Source organism: Thalassospira lucentensis MCCC 1A00383 = DSM 14000 (genome assembly GCF_000421265.1).
GTDB classification, from domain to species: domain Bacteria; phylum Pseudomonadota; class Alphaproteobacteria; order Rhodospirillales; family Thalassospiraceae; genus Thalassospira; species Thalassospira lucentensis.
The window spans coordinates 170,979-185,752 of record NZ_ATWN01000005.1 but is presented as its reverse complement, the minus strand read 5'-3'; the positions used below and the strand labels follow the sequence as shown (position 1 = coordinate 185,752).

14 protein-coding genes are annotated in these 14,774 nt (G+C 53.2%); all 14 read left to right on the top strand.

Annotated elements, in window-relative coordinates:
* The first annotated feature begins 34 nt into the window (after window positions 1–34).
* The 14 genes from K355_RS0112005 (at window position 35) to K355_RS0111935 (ending at window position 14,721) form a co-directional block, all read left to right on the top strand.
* Window positions 35–643, top strand: a complete 609-nt coding sequence (locus tag K355_RS0112005) for an NADH-quinone oxidoreductase subunit J (protein ID WP_022732391.1) — start codon at window positions 35–37, stop codon at window positions 641–643.
* Window positions 643–951 carry an NADH-quinone oxidoreductase subunit NuoK gene (gene nuoK, locus K355_RS0112000; protein WP_022732390.1) on the top strand — a complete coding sequence of 103 codons (309 nt, stop codon included), beginning with the start codon at window positions 643–645 and terminating at the stop codon, window positions 949–951. The genes K355_RS0112005 and nuoK overlap by 1 nt, the downstream gene beginning before the upstream one ends.
* Before the next feature lie 7 nt (window positions 952–958).
* Window positions 959–2,962, top strand: a complete 2,004-nt coding sequence (nuoL, locus tag K355_RS0111995; RefSeq protein ID WP_022732389.1) for an NADH-quinone oxidoreductase subunit L — start codon at window positions 959–961, stop codon at window positions 2,960–2,962.
* A 6-nt stretch (window positions 2,963–2,968) separates the two neighbouring features.
* Window positions 2,969–4,486: an NADH-quinone oxidoreductase subunit M gene (locus K355_RS0111990; RefSeq protein ID WP_022732388.1), complete on the top strand. Its 1,518-nt coding sequence runs from the start codon at window positions 2,969–2,971 to the stop codon at window positions 4,484–4,486.
* An 11-nt stretch (window positions 4,487–4,497) separates the two neighbouring features.
* On the top strand, window positions 4,498–5,937 hold the full coding sequence (gene nuoN, locus K355_RS0111985) for an NADH-quinone oxidoreductase subunit NuoN (protein ID WP_033368836.1): 1,440 nt from the start codon (window positions 4,498–4,500) through the stop codon (window positions 5,935–5,937).
* A gap of 2 nt (window positions 5,938–5,939) precedes the next feature.
* Complete coding sequence (locus K355_RS0111980) at window positions 5,940–6,698, top strand: biotin--[acetyl-CoA-carboxylase] ligase (RefSeq protein ID WP_022732386.1); 759 nt, start codon at window positions 5,940–5,942, stop codon at window positions 6,696–6,698.
* A gap of 42 nt (window positions 6,699–6,740) precedes the next feature.
* Window positions 6,741–7,535: a type III pantothenate kinase gene (locus K355_RS0111975; RefSeq protein ID WP_022732385.1), complete on the top strand. Its 795-nt coding sequence runs from the start codon at window positions 6,741–6,743 to the stop codon at window positions 7,533–7,535.
* A gap of 67 nt (window positions 7,536–7,602) precedes the next feature.
* Window positions 7,603–9,273, top strand: coding sequence for a ribonuclease J (locus K355_RS0111970; RefSeq protein WP_022732384.1), 1,671 nt, complete (start codon window positions 7,603–7,605; stop codon window positions 9,271–9,273).
* 118 nt (window positions 9,274–9,391) lie between these two features.
* Window positions 9,392–9,796, top strand: a complete 405-nt coding sequence (mce, locus tag K355_RS0111965) for a methylmalonyl-CoA epimerase (protein WP_022732383.1) — start codon at window positions 9,392–9,394, stop codon at window positions 9,794–9,796.
* An 84-nt stretch (window positions 9,797–9,880) separates the two neighbouring features.
* Window positions 9,881–10,120 carry a DUF1467 family protein gene (locus K355_RS0111960; RefSeq protein WP_022732382.1) on the top strand — a complete coding sequence of 80 codons (240 nt, stop codon included), beginning with the start codon at window positions 9,881–9,883 and terminating at the stop codon, window positions 10,118–10,120.
* Between the two features lie 416 nt (window positions 10,121–10,536).
* Window positions 10,537–11,097 (top strand): hypothetical protein, encoded by a 561-nt coding sequence (locus K355_RS0111950; RefSeq protein ID WP_022732380.1) that lies wholly within the window; start codon window positions 10,537–10,539, stop codon window positions 11,095–11,097.
* Window positions 11,098–11,303: 206 nt separating this feature from the next.
* Window positions 11,304–12,629, top strand: a complete 1,326-nt coding sequence (gene proS / locus K355_RS0111945; RefSeq protein ID WP_022732379.1) for a proline--tRNA ligase — start codon at window positions 11,304–11,306, stop codon at window positions 12,627–12,629.
* Between the two features lie 114 nt (window positions 12,630–12,743).
* On the top strand, window positions 12,744–13,994 hold the full coding sequence (locus tag K355_RS0111940) for a lipoprotein-releasing ABC transporter permease subunit (RefSeq protein WP_022732378.1): 1,251 nt from the start codon (window positions 12,744–12,746) through the stop codon (window positions 13,992–13,994).
* Window positions 13,987–14,721, top strand: a complete 735-nt coding sequence (locus tag K355_RS0111935; protein ID WP_022732377.1) for an ABC transporter ATP-binding protein — start codon at window positions 13,987–13,989, stop codon at window positions 14,719–14,721. The genes K355_RS0111940 and K355_RS0111935 overlap by 8 nt, the downstream gene beginning before the upstream one ends.
* The last annotated feature ends 53 nt before the right edge of the window (window positions 14,722–14,774 follow it).

Here is a 14,774-nt window from a genome sequence, read left to right as displayed (position 1 = left end):
ATGGGGCGGCAACGATTCGCCAAGGGGGTACCTTATGGTCGTACAGGCTTTGGCTTTTTACCTGTTTGCTACCATCGCGGTTCTGTCCGCGACAGCGGTTGTGACCGTTCGCAACCCGGTGCATTCGGTACTGTTGCTGATCTTGACATTCTTTAACGCAGCCGGGCTTTTCGTCCTGCTGGGTGCTGAGTTTCTCGCCATGCTGCTCGTCGTCGTCTATGTCGGCGCGGTCGCGGTTCTGTTCCTGTTCGTTGTGATGATGCTGGACATCAACTTTGTTGAAATGCGCCAGGGTTTCCTGAACTACCTGCCGATCGGGGTTCTGATCGCGGTTGTTCTGTTCGTCGAACTGGCGTTTGTCGGTGCCGGATGGACGCTGACCGACGAGGCGGTTGCGGTTCTTGCCCAGCCAACGCCCGCAGGGGTCGGAAATGTCGAGGCACTTGGTCGTTTGATCTATACCGATTACGCATACATCTTCCAGTCGGCTGGACTGGTTCTGCTTGTTGCGATGATTGGCGCAATTGTTTTGACGCTGCGTCACCGTGAAGGTGTCCGCCGTCAGAAAATCTCCGAGCAGGTCAAGCGTACCCGCGCTGATACGCTTGAAATCAAAAAAGTTCCGGTCGGAAGGGGGATCTGATGGAAATCGGTCTTGCACATTATCTGACCGTCGCGGCGATCCTTTTCACACTCGGGATCTTCGGCATCTTTATGAACCGTAAGAACGTCATCATCATCATGATGTCGATCGAACTGATGCTGTTGGCGGTCAATATCAACTTTGTGGCGTTCTCGTCGTTCCTTGGCGACCTCGTCGGTCAGGTTTTCACCATCTTCGTTCTGACGGTTGCGGCGGCCGAAGCTGCAATTGGTCTGGCGATCCTGGTCGTCTACTTCCGTAACCGCGGCACCATCGCGGTTGAAGATATCAACATGATGAAGGGGTAAGGCAGATATGTATCCGTTGATTGTATTCCTGCCCCTGATCGCGGCAGCCATTGCCGGGACCATCACGCTGGTCGGCGCCATGTCGACCGCGAAAGATGCCCTGCATGACGCGCACGGTCATCACCATCATGGTGTTTCCTCAGCCGACCGCGTGGCACAGCTTGTCACCGTTTGCGGCGTGGTGATTTCCTTTATCATTTCGATCTTTGCCTTTGTCGATGTTGCACTTGGCGGCAACCCGGTGACGATTGAACTGTTTACCTGGATTACCTCGGGCAACTTTGATGTCTCATGGGCCCTGCGTATTGATACGCTGACCTGTGTGATGCTGATTGTTGTGACCGGTGTTTCCTCGATGGTTCACATCTATTCCATCGGCTATATGTCGCATGACCCGGACAAGCCGCGCTTTATGGCGTATCTCAGCTTGTTCACCTTTGCGATGTTGATGCTGATTACCGCCGACAACCTGATCCAGCTGTTCTTTGGTTGGGAAGGTGTGGGGCTTGCGTCCTACCTTCTGATCGGTTTCTGGTATTCCAAACCGTCGGCGTCCGCCGCTGCGATCAAGGCATTCCTTGTTAACCGCGTTGGTGACTTTGGCTTTGCCCTTGGTATCTTTGCGGTCTATGTGCTGTTTGATAGCGTTCAGTTCGACGTGATCTTTGGCAATGCCGAAGAAGTCGCCGGCACGACGCTGATGTTCCTTGGTCATGAATTCTCGGCTTTGGAAATTACCTGCTTCCTGCTGTTTATCGGTGCGATGGGTAAATCGGCACAGCTTGGTCTGCACACTTGGTTGCCTGACGCAATGGAAGGCCCAACCCCGGTTTCCGCACTTATTCACGCGGCAACCATGGTGACGGCCGGTGTGTTCATGGTCGCGCGTCTGTCGCCGATCTTTGAATATGCGGAAACCACCTTGATGATCGTTACCATCGTTGGTGCGTCGACCGCGTTCTTTGCGGCGACCATCGGCTGTGTTCAGAACGACATCAAACGCGTCATTGCCTATTCGACCTGTTCGCAGCTCGGCTATATGTTCTTTGCCTGCGGTGTGTCGGCTTATTCTGCGGGTGTGTTCCACCTGATGACACATGGTTTCTTTAAGGCGCTTCTGTTCCTTGGGGCCGGTTCGGTCATTCATGCGATGTCTGATGAACAGGACATGCGCAAAATGGGTGGCATCTGGAAAATGGTTCCGCTGACCTTTGGTGTGATGATGATCGGTACGCTGGCCATCACCGGTGTTCCGGGTCTTGCGGGCTTCTATTCCAAGGATCTGGTCATCGAAAGTGCCTATGCTGCCCATACCAATGTTGGTCTTTATGCCTTCTGGGCCGGGATCCTTGCGGCCCTTATGACCTCGTTCTATAGCTGGCGTCTGATCTTCATGACCTTCTTTGGTGCCCCGCGCGCTGATGAACGGACCATGGCCCATGTGCATGAAAGCCCGGCTGTCATGACAGCACCGCTTCTGTTCCTGGCTGTCGGCGCGATCTTTGCCGGTTGGTTTGCCAAGGACTGGTTCGGTGGTGGCAACTACGAAGAAATGCTGAACTTCTGGAACGGTGCGATCTTCATGGCCGAGGGCCACACAGCCCTTGAAAGTGCACACCATGTTCCGGGCTGGGTTAAACTGGCACCGTTTGTTGCGATGATTACCGGCTTTGCCATTGCGGTTGTGATGTACAAGCTTGTTCCGTCGCTGCCACGCACGCTTGCGAACACCTTCAACGGTCTGTATCGCTTCGTGCTGAACAAATGGTATTTCGACGAACTCTACGACAAGATTTTCGTAAAACCGGCCTTTGCACTTGGCTATGGCTTATGGAAATCGGGTGATGGTGCGATCATTGATGGTTGTGGCCCTGATGGGGTTGCTGCTGCCTGCCGTAACATCGCACGTCGCGTCAGCGCCATTCAGAGTGGTTTTGTCTATCACTATGCATTTGCAATGCTGATTGGCATTGCTGCGCTGGTCTCCTACACAATTTGGAAGATGGGTTAACGGGCGATGAGTGATTGGCCAATTCTTTCGATCGTCACCTTCTTGCCGTTGCTGGGCGCAGTTCTGCTGCTGTTCATCAATGGTGAAGAGGCGAATGTCGCCCGCAATTCCCGCGGAGTTGCGCTTTGGACGTCGGTGTTCACCTTCCTTGTATCTTTGATGCTGTGGGTGAACTTCGATAAAACAACTGCTGACTTCCAGTTCGTCGAACAGGCGGACTGGATGCCGGGCCTGAACATTTCCTATCACATGGGCGTGGACGGTATTTCCGTTCTGTTCGTCCTGCTTGCGACCTTCCTGACACCGATTTGTATTCTGTCGGCATGGGAAGCGATCCAAAAGCGCGTGAAGGAATACATGATCGCCTTCCTCGTTCTTGAAACGATGATGATCGGCATGTTCAGTTCGCTTGACGGTTTGCTGTTCTATCTGTTCTTCGAAGGCGTCCTGATCCCGATGTTTATCATCATCGGTGTCTGGGGCGGTCAGCGCCGCGTTTACGCTGCATTCAAGCTGTTCCTTTATACGCTTCTGGGCTCGGTCCTGATGCTGGTTGCTCTGCTCGCGATGTATTTCGAAGCAGGCACCACCGACATCCCGACCCTGATGGCATACGGGTTCGACTATAATATGCAGTTGTGGCTGTGGCTGGCGTTCTTTGCATCCTTCGCGGTGAAAGTTCCGATGTGGCCGGTTCATACCTGGCTGCCGGACGCCCACGTCGAAGCACCAACAGCTGGTTCTGTTATTCTGGCTGGTGTGCTTTTGAAAATGGGTGGCTATGGCTTCCTTCGGTTCTCGTTGCCGATGATGCCACTGGCGTCTGAAACCTTTGCACCGCTGATCTTCACCCTGTCGATTGTTGCAATCATCTATACGTCTCTTGTGGCCCTTGCCCAGCAGGACATGAAAAAGCTGATTGCCTATTCGTCGGTTGCCCATATGGGGATTGTGACGATCGGTGCCTTCACCTTTAATCAGCACGGTATCGAAGGTTCGATCTTCCAGATGCTCAGCCACGGTGTGGTCTCGGGCGCGTTGTTCCTGTGTGTTGGTGTCGTCTATGACCGCATCCACACCCGCGAAATCGACGCTTATGGCGGTCTGGTTCATCGCATGCCAAGCTACGCGCTGATCTTCATGTTCTTTACCATGGCATCTGTTGGTCTTCCGGGTACCGGTGGTTTCGTTGGTGAAATCCTGACGTTGCTCGGTGCATTTGAAGCCAACACCTGGGTCGCGTTCTTTGCTGCAACCGGTCTGATCCTTGGTGCGGCCTATGCGCTTTATCTCTATCGCCGGATTATCTTTGGGGCCCTGACAAAGGATAACCTCAAATCGATCCTCGATCTGAGCCCGCGTGAATGGCTGCTTTTTGCACCGCTTGTGATCGTTGTTGTTTGGATGGGGGTCTATCCGGTCTCCTTCCTCGACATCATGCATGTCTCGGTTGAGAACCTCGTCAACCAGGTCGAAACGGCCCAAGCTGCCGCGGCTAGTGCCGCCCAGCTGGCTGTGAATTGAGGGGAATGATCATGGGAGTTTCTATGCTCAACCTCGGGGCCGCACTGCCCGAAATCTTTATGGCAGTCTCTGCCTTGGCTCTGTTGATGCTTGGGGTTTTCGCCGGCAAGGACAAAGCGTTCCGTACCGTGTCCTGGCTGGCTGTTGCCGCCCAGATCATCACCGTCATCCTTGTGGTGACGGGCGAGGGCGGTCCTGCCTTCTTTGGCCAGTTCACGGCAGACGCCTTTGCACAGTTCTGCAAAGTCATGATCCTGATCGGCTCAAGTGTCGGCATCATCATGTCGATGAAGTTTGCCGAACGTGAAAACATGGCTCGTTTCGAGTTTCCGATCCTGATCACTCTTGCCACAGTTGGCATGATGGCGATGGTTTCGGCATCCGACATGATGTCGCTGTATCTTGGTCTGGAACTGCAGTCGCTGGCACTTTACGTGGTTGCTGCGATCCGCCGTGACACGATCCGGTCGACAGAATCGGGCTTGAAATACTTTATCCTTGGCTCGATTGCCTCGGGCATGCTGCTGTATGGCATGTCGATGGTCTATGGCTTTACCGGGACCACCAATTTCGCAGTTCTTGCCGATACCCTTACGGGCGGTGATCTGCCGGTTGGGGCAATGGTTGGTCTGGCATTCATGTTTGCCGGTCTGTGTTTCAAGATTTCCGCCGTGCCGTTCCACATGTGGACGCCCGACGTTTATGAAGGTGCACCAACCCCGGTAACGGCATTCTTTGCGGTCGCGCCAAAGATCGCGGGTCTTGCACTGTTTGTCCGTGTTGCGATTGGGCCGTTTGGCAGCGTTGTTGCAGACTGGCAGCAGATCATCGTTCTGATCTCGATCCTGTCGATGCTTGTTGGTTCGTTTGCCGCCTTGCGTCAGGAAAACATCAAACGTCTGATGGCCTATTCGTCCATCGGTCACGTTGGGTTTGCGCTTGTCGGTCTGGCCGCAGGCACCGAGGAAGGTGTGACCGGCGTTCTGGTTTATCTGGGGATTTACCTTGTGATGAACCTGGGCACGTTTGCCGTGATCCTCTGCATGCGTCGTAATGATCGCATGAATGAGGAAATCACCGATCTTGCCGGTCTGGCCAAAACCAAACCGCTGATGGCAGCGATTACCGCAATCTTGATGTTCTCGATGGCTGGTATTCCGCCGCTCGCCGGGTTCTTTGGCAAGTTCTATGTCTTTAAGGCCGCCGTTGATGCTGGTCTTGTGACGTTGGCTGTCATTGGTCTGGTGACCTCGGTTGTCAGTGCGTACTACTATCTGCGCATCATCAAGGTCATGTATTTCGACGAGCCGGTCGAAGGGTTTGATCGCAATGGCACGGAAATGAACGTTATCATGGCGGTTGCCACGATTGCCATTCTGGCCTTTGTCTTCTTCCCGAACCCGTTGATGGATAGCGCAGCCATTGCTGCCGCCTCACTGTTCGGCCAGTAAGTATGAAGTCGAACACGATCCGTCTTCCAGAAGGTTTCTACCTTCACCAACTGGACTCGGTCGACAACACAAATGAAGAGGCCAAACGCCTCGCAGACAAGGGCGCCCAGAGTGGCGCCCTTGTTTTAGCCAGAACTCAAACGTCCGGTCGCGGTCGCCGCGGGCGGGCATGGTCGTCCCCGGTGGGCAACCTGTATTCGTCGTTGTTGCTGCGTCCGACCTGTTCACTTGCCGAGGCCGCACGCCTGACGTTCCTGATTGCCGTTGCCATGGCCGAGGCGATTGAAACGATCACGGGGATGCAGGTCCGACCTGACTGCAAATGGCCCAACGATCTGATGGTCAATGGGCATAAGATTTGCGGTATTCTTCTTGAAAGTGCATCCAACCACCTGTCGTCGACCGATTATCTGGTCATTGGGACAGGGGTGAATGTGGCGTTTTATCCAGACGATTCCGAACGTCCGGCAACCTCGCTTGCATCCCTTGGGGCACCGGTTTCGGTTCATGAACTTGTTTCGGTCTATGTTGAACGTATTGCATACTGGTTGCCGATCTGGGAACAGCAGGGCTTTACGCCAATCCGCGAAGCGTGGCTGACACGGGGATATGGGATCGGCGAGCCGGTTGTTGCCCGATTGACAGAACGCGAGTTGCAGGGGACTTTCGTCGGACTTGATGATGATGGTTCCCTTATCCTAAGAGAAGGCAGCGGGTTCGAGCATCGAATTGGTGCTGGCGAAGTTTTCTTCAGGGCCTAAATTGAATAATATCTTGCTGCGAAGTGGAGGCGTGTAAGCTTCATGTTGCTTGCGATTGATGCCGGGAACACAAATATCGTTTTTGCTGTCTTTGATGGAGATACCATCAAGGGGCAATGGCGTTGCTCGACCACAACCGAACGTACTGCCGATGAATTGGGTGTTTGGCTGCATCATCTGTTCACGCTCTCAGACGTGCCGGTTGATGCCATTTCCGGGGCGATTATCGCAACGGTGGTACCGGCCGCGGAATTTAGCTTAAAGACCCTGTGTCGTCGGTATTTCAATGTTGATCCGATGGTGGTTGGCGATCCGGATGTTAAACTGGACATGAACATCATCATGGACCGACCAAGCGAAGTTGGGGCTGACCGTCTTGTCAATGCGGTTGCCGCCCATAAGCTGTTTGGTGGTCCGCTTGTGGTTCTCGATTTCGGAACTGCGACCACCTTTGACGTTGTTGATCACAACGGCGACTACCTTGGTGGCGTGATTGCGCCCGGTGTCAATCTGTCGATCAAGGCATTGCATATGGCAGCCGCCCAGTTGCCGATGGTCGCAATTGAAGCCCCGCGCAATGTTGTCGGTAAAAACACCGTTGAAGCCATGCAGTCTGGCGTGTATTGGGGCTATGTTTCGATGATCGAAGGGTTGCTCGCGCGTATTCGCCAACAGCAGGGCCTTGAAACCATCAAGGTGGTTGCAACCGGTGGGCTTGCGCCACTGTTTACCAAGGCAGTAGACGAAATTGAGCATTTGCATGGCGATTTGACCATGCTTGGCCTGTTGATGATTTACCGTCGCAACAGCCAGGAACAAGATACTCAGGCCCAATAAGGGTTTGCACCGGGCAGGGGCATAAGCCCCGCCTGATCAGAATGCCGAATGTAAAGGAAGACCGTCCGTGGATTTGTATTTGCCAAAAGACGAAGTGCTGTTTGTGCCGCTAGGCGGTTCTGGCGAGATCGGCATGAACATGAACCTTTACGGGTATGATGATCAGTGGTTGATGGTCGATATGGGGGTTTCCTTTGGCGAGGAAGGCCTGCCGGGTGTCGATGTCGTCATGCCCGACCCAACCTTTATCGAGGAGCGTAAGGACAAGCTTCTGGGGCTGGTTCTGACCCACGCACACGAAGATCACCTTGGGGCCATTCCGTATTTGTGGAAACGCCTTAAGTGCCCGATCTATGCGACGCCCTTTGCCGCAGCATTCCTCAAAGCCAAGCTCTCGGAAACCGATTTTGCCGACGAAGTTCCGATCCATGTGATCGAACTGGGCGGCCGGTTTACCTTGGGGTGCTTTGACATCGAGTTTGTCACCATGACCCATTCGATCCTTGAGCCTAATGCCTTGGCCATTCGCACGCCCAAGGGGTTGATCGTTCATACCGGCGACTGGAAATTTGACCCTGATCCGCAGATTGGCGAAGCATCCGATGTCAAAAAGCTCGAAGAGCTTGGCGACGAGGGTGTTATGGCGCTGGTCTGTGACTCAACCAATGTCTTTTCCGAAGGCCAAGCCGGCTCCGAAGGTGATGTTGCCAAGAATCTGTCGAAATTATTCGCCGAACATCCGCAAGGACGCATCGCGATTGCGTGTTTTGCCACGAATGTTGCGCGTCTGCAGTCTGTGATCGAAGCCGCCCACGAAAACAACCGGTGTGTTGGTTTGGTCGGGCGCTCGCTGTACCGTGTGACCGAGGCAGCCCGCGAAGTTGGCTATCTGACATCCTATCCGAACCTTCTGACCGATCAGGACGCGATGGAAGTGCCTAAGGATCAGGTGCTGTTTCTCTGCACCGGGTCACAGGGCGAACCGCGTGCTGCACTTTCGCGCATTGCCAAGGGCGATCACCCGATGGTCGAACTCGATCCGGGCGATACAGTGGTGTTCTCTGCGCGTGAGATTCCCGGCAATGAAAAATCTATCGGCTATATCCAGAACCTTTTGATCCGTCGTGGCATTAAGGTCATCACCGCACGCGATGAACCGATCCACGTATCGGGGCATCCGGGCCGTCAGGACTTGGCGCGGATGTATCAATTGACTCGTCCGAAAATCCTGATCCCTGTGCACGGCGAAACCCGCCATTTATGCGAACAGGCCGCCCTTGGGGCGGAATGCCAGATCCCAGAACAGGTGATCCCGCATGACGGGACGGTCATTCGCCTGTCGCCGGGCAATTCGCAGGTCATTGGTGTGGCCGAAGCTGGCATTCTTGCGCTTGATGGCGGTCGTTTGCTCAAACGTGATGCAAACACCATCCGTAACCGCAATCGTATCGTTTGGAATGGCGTGATGTTTGTCACCGTGGTGCTCAATCAGTTTGGCGAAATGGTCAAGGATCCCATGATCACCGCACCAAGCCTGTTTGATGAGCCCGATGACGATGTCCGTCTTGATCATTTTGCTGCTGAGATCGGCAATCGGGTAGATCGGTTGGGGGATGAGGAAGTCCTTGATGATTCTGCTGTGATCCTGGCGATCCGCCAAGCCTTGCGCCGTCCTGTGCGTCAGCGTCTTGGGAAGCGTCCGCTGATCGAAGTCCATCTGGTCCGCGTTAAGGAATAGCAAGGGGCTTTGAAATCCCGTTTGGTGGCCATATTCGACCAAATGGGCAATTGTCACGGGTGCTAACGCTAACCTAGATTAGAAGTGATCGGGCAGATCACTTTGCAGGAGTAAGAATATGATCGGACGGCTGAACCATGTCGCCATCGCAGTCCCCGACCTTGAGGCAAGCATTGCGCAATATCGCGATGTGCTGGGGGCTAAGGTCTCCGAACCGCAAGATGAACCGGATCACGGGGTGACGGTCGTTTTTGTTGAACTGCCCAACACCAAGATTGAATTGTTGTATCCGCTGGGGGAAAATTCCCCGATCAAGGGGTTCCTTGAAAAGAACACCTCTGGCGGTATTCATCATGTCTGTTACGAGGTCGATGATATTCTGGCCGCGCGTGATAAGCTTAAAGCGACTGGCGCGCGGGTACTTGGCGACGGGGATCCGAAAATCGGGGCGCATGGCAAACCGGTTCTTTTCCTGCATCCCAAGGACTTCAACGGCACACTGGTTGAACTCGAACAGGTTTAGCTGATTGTGGGGCTCCCGATTAACCGCCCCGCAATCTGATCAAGTGATCGACACACGCTTCATCATCAACAAAAAGAGCATTTCATGAACTGGTTTTCCGGAACTCTGGTCTATATCGTCATCTGGTGGCTGGTTCTGTTTATGGTGTTGCCCTTTGGCGTCAAACGCACCGAAAATGTCGAAGCCGGTCATGACAGTGGCGCACCGCAGCAAGCTCATATGTGGAAAAAGGTTCTGGCCACCAGTGCCATTTCAGGCATTTTATGGGTGGTGGCATGGTTCGTGATCACCAGCGGTATGATTGAAGTCCGTCCGCCACAATAAGCGTTACGGTCCTTTGCCAAAACAGAAAACCCCGCACATATGTTGCGGGGTTTTGTCGTTTGGGGCTGCACAAAAATGATCGAGAAGGCGATAAACCAAAAAAAAAGCAAGATCCAAAGGATCTTGCTAAGATGCTATTTTTATAGCTGTTTTTCCCGTAATCTTCTTATGCTTCCTCCTAAGACCTGGGCATCTAGCACAGGTTTTAATTCGACGTCGCGCCTGCTTCTTGTATGCTTATTGGCAACAAAGCCTCCCGCAATTTTATGAGCGGCTGCGATACGCCTACCGCAACGATCTTGCGCCGTTAGCGGAGGACTAAAAAGCCACATGTTTCCGTTTTATGCAAGATGTTTTGACGAATATTCACAAATGATTCGATGCTGCATTGCACACAGATAGGGTGAAACTCAAAGATGAATAGTAATTCATTGGCTAAGCCTATTAAGCGCCATGTTTCTGATCTTAACATCAGACTATTAAAGGCATTGGCATCGGTTGCACTCATTTCTGTTTTGCCCTCTACGGGGTGGGCGCAAGCCGATTCTCCTTTCCCGTCATCACAGCAAGATGGCGTTGGCGCGGGCAATGATGCTGCAGCACTGCCGCAGGGCGAAGACGCCAAGCCAACCATCACGGTAACGCGTTCGGCCTGTAAACAATTGGTCAAACATGTGCCCGACGACGATGTTGCCTATCAGTCGGGTGTGGATGTGCGGGGGAACAAGGTTGCACCGGCTGATCTTAACGGTGGCAACAACATTCTGAACTCCTTACCAAAGGAAATTGAGTTTCCGGTGACTGTTGATTTCTTCGAGTTTTCCGGGATTTCCGTCCCTGATGGCGCCAGTGGCGAGCAAAGCATCGGCAAGATTTCCTATCGTAACGGCCGGGTTTATTTTAACGATCAACCGCTGGGCGACGATGGTGCAAGTGCCGAACTGATCGAAGCTTGTCGTCAGGCGGGGTTCAGATAACACCGCCCGGTGGGCGTTATGGGGGCAATCTGTACACACAGTTGCAGGCCTTCGCGGACAATCGTAGTTTTGCCATCATTGGAAACTAACCAGACTGCGATCAGATAACATAAGTTCCAGCTTGCGTTTCGCGCGATGCTGTCGCATTTTCCGGGCAAGGTAATTAATAAACCCAACAATTCAGATTTGTTCATCACGAGGCATTGATGCGTCTTTCCCAGTTCTTTCTGCCGACCCTGAAGGAAACCCCGTCAGAAGCCCAGATTGCTTCTCACCGTTTGATGCTGCGCGCTGGTATGGTCCGCCAGCTCACGGCGGGTATCTATTCCTGGCTGCCGCTTGGCCACCGTGTTCTTAAGAAAATCGAACAGATCGTTCGTGAAGAACAGGACAAGATCGGCTTTAACGAACTGCTGATGCCAACCATTCAGCCCGCCGAGCTCTGGCAGGAAAGTGGTCGTTACGATGATTACGGTCTGGAGATGCTGCGCATTACCGACCGTCATGATCGTAAAATGCTGTTTGGGCCGACCAACGAAGAAGCCATCACCGATATATTCCGCAATGATGTGCGTTCTTATAAGCAGCTGCCGCAGATGCTCTATCACATTCAGTGGAAATTCCGTGACGAGATCCGCCCGCGCTTTGGCGTGATGCGGGGCCGCGAATTCCTGATGAAGGATGCCTACTCGTTCGACATCGACTATGAAAGCGCGCGTCACACCTATAACAAGATTTTCCTGGCCTATTGCCGGACCTTTACCCGTTTGGGTGTGAAGGCGATCCCGATGGTGGCTGATACCGGCCCGATTGGTGGTGATTTGAGCCACGAATTCATCATTCTTGCCGAAACCGGTGAAAGTGAAGTTTTCTGCGATCAGAAATGGCTGGAAAAAGATCTGAGCGGGCAGGGTGTTGACCTCAATGACCGTACCGGCCTTGAAAGCTGGGTGCAGACGACACTTAAAGATTACGCCGCGACCGAGGACATGCACGATCCAGAACAGGATGCCGTAAAGTCATTGGGCGATGATCTGGTGACAACGCGCGGGATCGAAGTTGGTCACATCTTCCATTTCGGTGCGAAATATTCCGAACCGATGGGCGCAACCGTTCTTGGCCCGGATGGCAAGGATACGCCGGTTCAGATGGGGTCTTACGGAATTGGCGTTTCACGTCTTGTCGGTGCGCTCATTGAAGCATCCCATGACGAAAACGGTATCATCTGGCCCGACGCGGTTGCCCCGTACAAGGTTGGCCTGATCAATCTGCGTACTGGTGATGATGCTTGTGACGCGGCCTGCGAAGACGCCTATGCCAAGCTCACCAATGCTGGTATCGAGGTTCTTTATGATGACCGTGACATGCGTGCCGGTGGCAAATTTGCTGATATGGACCTGATTGGTTTGCCATGGCAGATCGTCATTGGTCCGAACGGGCTTAAAAACGGTGTGGTTGAGCTTAAAAACCGCAGAAACGGCGAGAAAACCGAAGTTACCTTCGATGCTGCTCTGAACCAGCTTAGCGCCTGATCAAATATTAAAAAACGGGGCAGCGATTGCTGCCCCGTTGTGATTTCCGGCTTCGTTTGATGTTTAGGCATGCGGGGCCATTTCCTGACCAGCTTCCACAAGGATAGAGTGCCCATGTTCAGTCCGTTCGAACGTATGGTGGCCTTTCGCTACCTGCGTCCACGTCGGCAGGAAGGTTTCGTTTCCGTTATCGCCATTTTCTCGTTGCTGGGCATCATGCTTGGTGTGGCAACGCTGATTATTGTGATGTCGGTCATGAACGGTTTCCGCGCCGAATTACTTGGTCGGATTTTAGGGTTGAACGGGCATATATCGGTCTATGCACAAAGCAATGACGGCATTGCCAATTACGATGCGATTGAAAAAGAGATCGCTGAAACCGGTAATGTAAAGCTGTCTGTTCCTGTCGTTGAAGGACAGGTCATGGCATCGAAAAATGGCCGGGCAAGCGGTGCCATTGTGCGCGGCATGCGTCCTGACGATGTTAAACAACGTAAAACCATTGCCGATAACATCGTGTTTGGGTCGCTTGATAATTTTAAGGGTGATGACAGCATCATCATGGGCGCACGTCTTGCGATGAAGCTTGGTGTCGGAGTCGGTGATACCGTCAATCTGATTTCGCCCAAGGGCAATGTCACCGCATTTGGCGCCGTCCCGCGTGTACGCGCCTATACCGTGGCCGGGCTGTTTGATATTGGCATGTATGAATATGACAGCGGGTTTATCTTTATGCCGCTGTCTGCCGCACAGCTTTATTTCCGCCTGCCCGAGAAAATCACACATTTTGAAGTGATGCTTGATGATATCTCGTCACTTGATGACACCATGGATACGCTGTTGACAACGCTTGCCAGTGAAAAGCTGCGGCTGGTCAATTGGCAACAATCAAATTCCGGATTTTTCAATGCGTTACAGGTCGAACGTAATGTGATGTTCCTGATCCTGACATTGATCATTCTTGTTGCCGCCTTCAATATCATTTCGGGCATGGTCATGCTGGTAAAGGATAAGGGGCGCGATATTGCCATCCTGCGCACCATGGGGGCGACCCGCAAATCAATCATGAAGGTGTTCTTCCTGGCGGGCGCATCCATCGGGGTTTTGGGCACGCTGAGTGGTCTGATCATCGGTGTGTTGTTCTGTCTGAACATCGAAAACATCCGCCAGTTCATTCAGACCCTGACGGGCACCGATTTGTTTAATGCTGAAATCTATTTCCTGTCGCAACTGCCGGCCGATATGGATACGGGCGAGGTCGTTCTGGTTTGCGTCATGTCCCTCACACTGACCTTCCTTGCCACGGTTTATCCGGCATGGCGGGCGTCGCGTCTCGATCCGGTGGAGGCTCTGCGCTATGAGTGATCAGGTCAAAACAACTGCTCAGGAACGCTCGCGTACTGTTGTTCTGCGCCTTGAAAAGATTGATCGTGTTTTCAATCAGGGCCCCGATCAGCTGGAAATCCTCAAATCAGTCGATCTTGAAATCCATCAGGGCGAAATTGTCGCCCTTGTCGGGCCGTCTGGTGCGGGTAAATCAACCTTGCTCCAGATCGCCGGATTGCTTGAAAAGCCTGACGGCGGTTTGGTGTCGATCGGTGGTAAGCGCAGCACGGATTTGTCTGATCTTGCGCGGACCGAAATGCGCCGTCGCCACATCGGGTTTGTCTATCAGTACCATCATTTGCTGCCGGAATTTTCTGCAATTGAAAATGTCGTCATGCCGCAAATGATCAATGGCCTGAAACGCTCCGAAGCCGAAGTGCGCGGTCTTGAACTCCTGCGTTGTCTTGGCCTTGAAAATCGTGCTGAACATCGTCCCGCGCGCTTGTCGGGTGGTGAGCAGCAACGGGTTGCCATTGCGCGTGCTCTTGCCAATGTGCCGGACGTTTTATTTGCCGATGAGCCGACCGGTAACCTTGACCCGCAAACAGCGGCAACTGTCTTTGGCATGTTGATGTCTCTGGTGCGTGAAACGGGTCTGGCATCCTTGATCGCAACCCATAACCCGGCACTGGCAAGCCAGATGGACCGGGTAGTGACCTTGCGGGATGGTCATTTGGTCGAACTTGATCCAGCCGAACTCGCCTAGGTTCTGTCCCTAAGCGACCTTTCGCAACGGCTCAAAATTCTCTAAGCTGATCG

What these genes read in the sequence shown, in the direction of transcription:
- K355_RS0112005 (WP_022732391.1), top strand. Translation starts at nt 35, where the DNA reads ATGGTCGTACAGGCTTTGGCTTTTTACCTGTTTGCTACCATCGCGGTT.
- nuoK (WP_022732390.1), top strand. Translation starts at nt 643, where the DNA reads ATGGAAATCGGTCTTGCACATTATCTGACCGTCGCGGCGATCCTTTTC.
- nuoL (WP_022732389.1), top strand. Translation starts at nt 959, where the DNA reads ATGTATCCGTTGATTGTATTCCTGCCCCTGATCGCGGCAGCCATTGCC.
- K355_RS0111990 (WP_022732388.1), top strand. Translation starts at nt 2,969, where the DNA reads ATGAGTGATTGGCCAATTCTTTCGATCGTCACCTTCTTGCCGTTGCTG.
- nuoN (WP_033368836.1), top strand. Translation starts at nt 4,498, where the DNA reads ATGGGAGTTTCTATGCTCAACCTCGGGGCCGCACTGCCCGAAATCTTT.
- K355_RS0111980 (WP_022732386.1), top strand. Translation starts at nt 5,940, where the DNA reads ATGAAGTCGAACACGATCCGTCTTCCAGAAGGTTTCTACCTTCACCAA.
- K355_RS0111975 (WP_022732385.1), top strand. Translation starts at nt 6,741, where the DNA reads ATGTTGCTTGCGATTGATGCCGGGAACACAAATATCGTTTTTGCTGTC.
- mce (WP_022732383.1), top strand. Translation starts at nt 9,392, where the DNA reads ATGATCGGACGGCTGAACCATGTCGCCATCGCAGTCCCCGACCTTGAG.
- K355_RS0111960 (WP_022732382.1), top strand. Translation starts at nt 9,881, where the DNA reads ATGAACTGGTTTTCCGGAACTCTGGTCTATATCGTCATCTGGTGGCTG.
- K355_RS0111950 (WP_022732380.1), top strand. Translation starts at nt 10,537, where the DNA reads ATGAATAGTAATTCATTGGCTAAGCCTATTAAGCGCCATGTTTCTGAT.
- proS (WP_022732379.1), top strand. Translation starts at nt 11,304, where the DNA reads ATGCGTCTTTCCCAGTTCTTTCTGCCGACCCTGAAGGAAACCCCGTCA.
- K355_RS0111940 (WP_022732378.1), top strand. Translation starts at nt 12,744, where the DNA reads ATGTTCAGTCCGTTCGAACGTATGGTGGCCTTTCGCTACCTGCGTCCA.
- K355_RS0111935 (WP_022732377.1), top strand. Translation starts at nt 13,987, where the DNA reads ATGAGTGATCAGGTCAAAACAACTGCTCAGGAACGCTCGCGTACTGTT.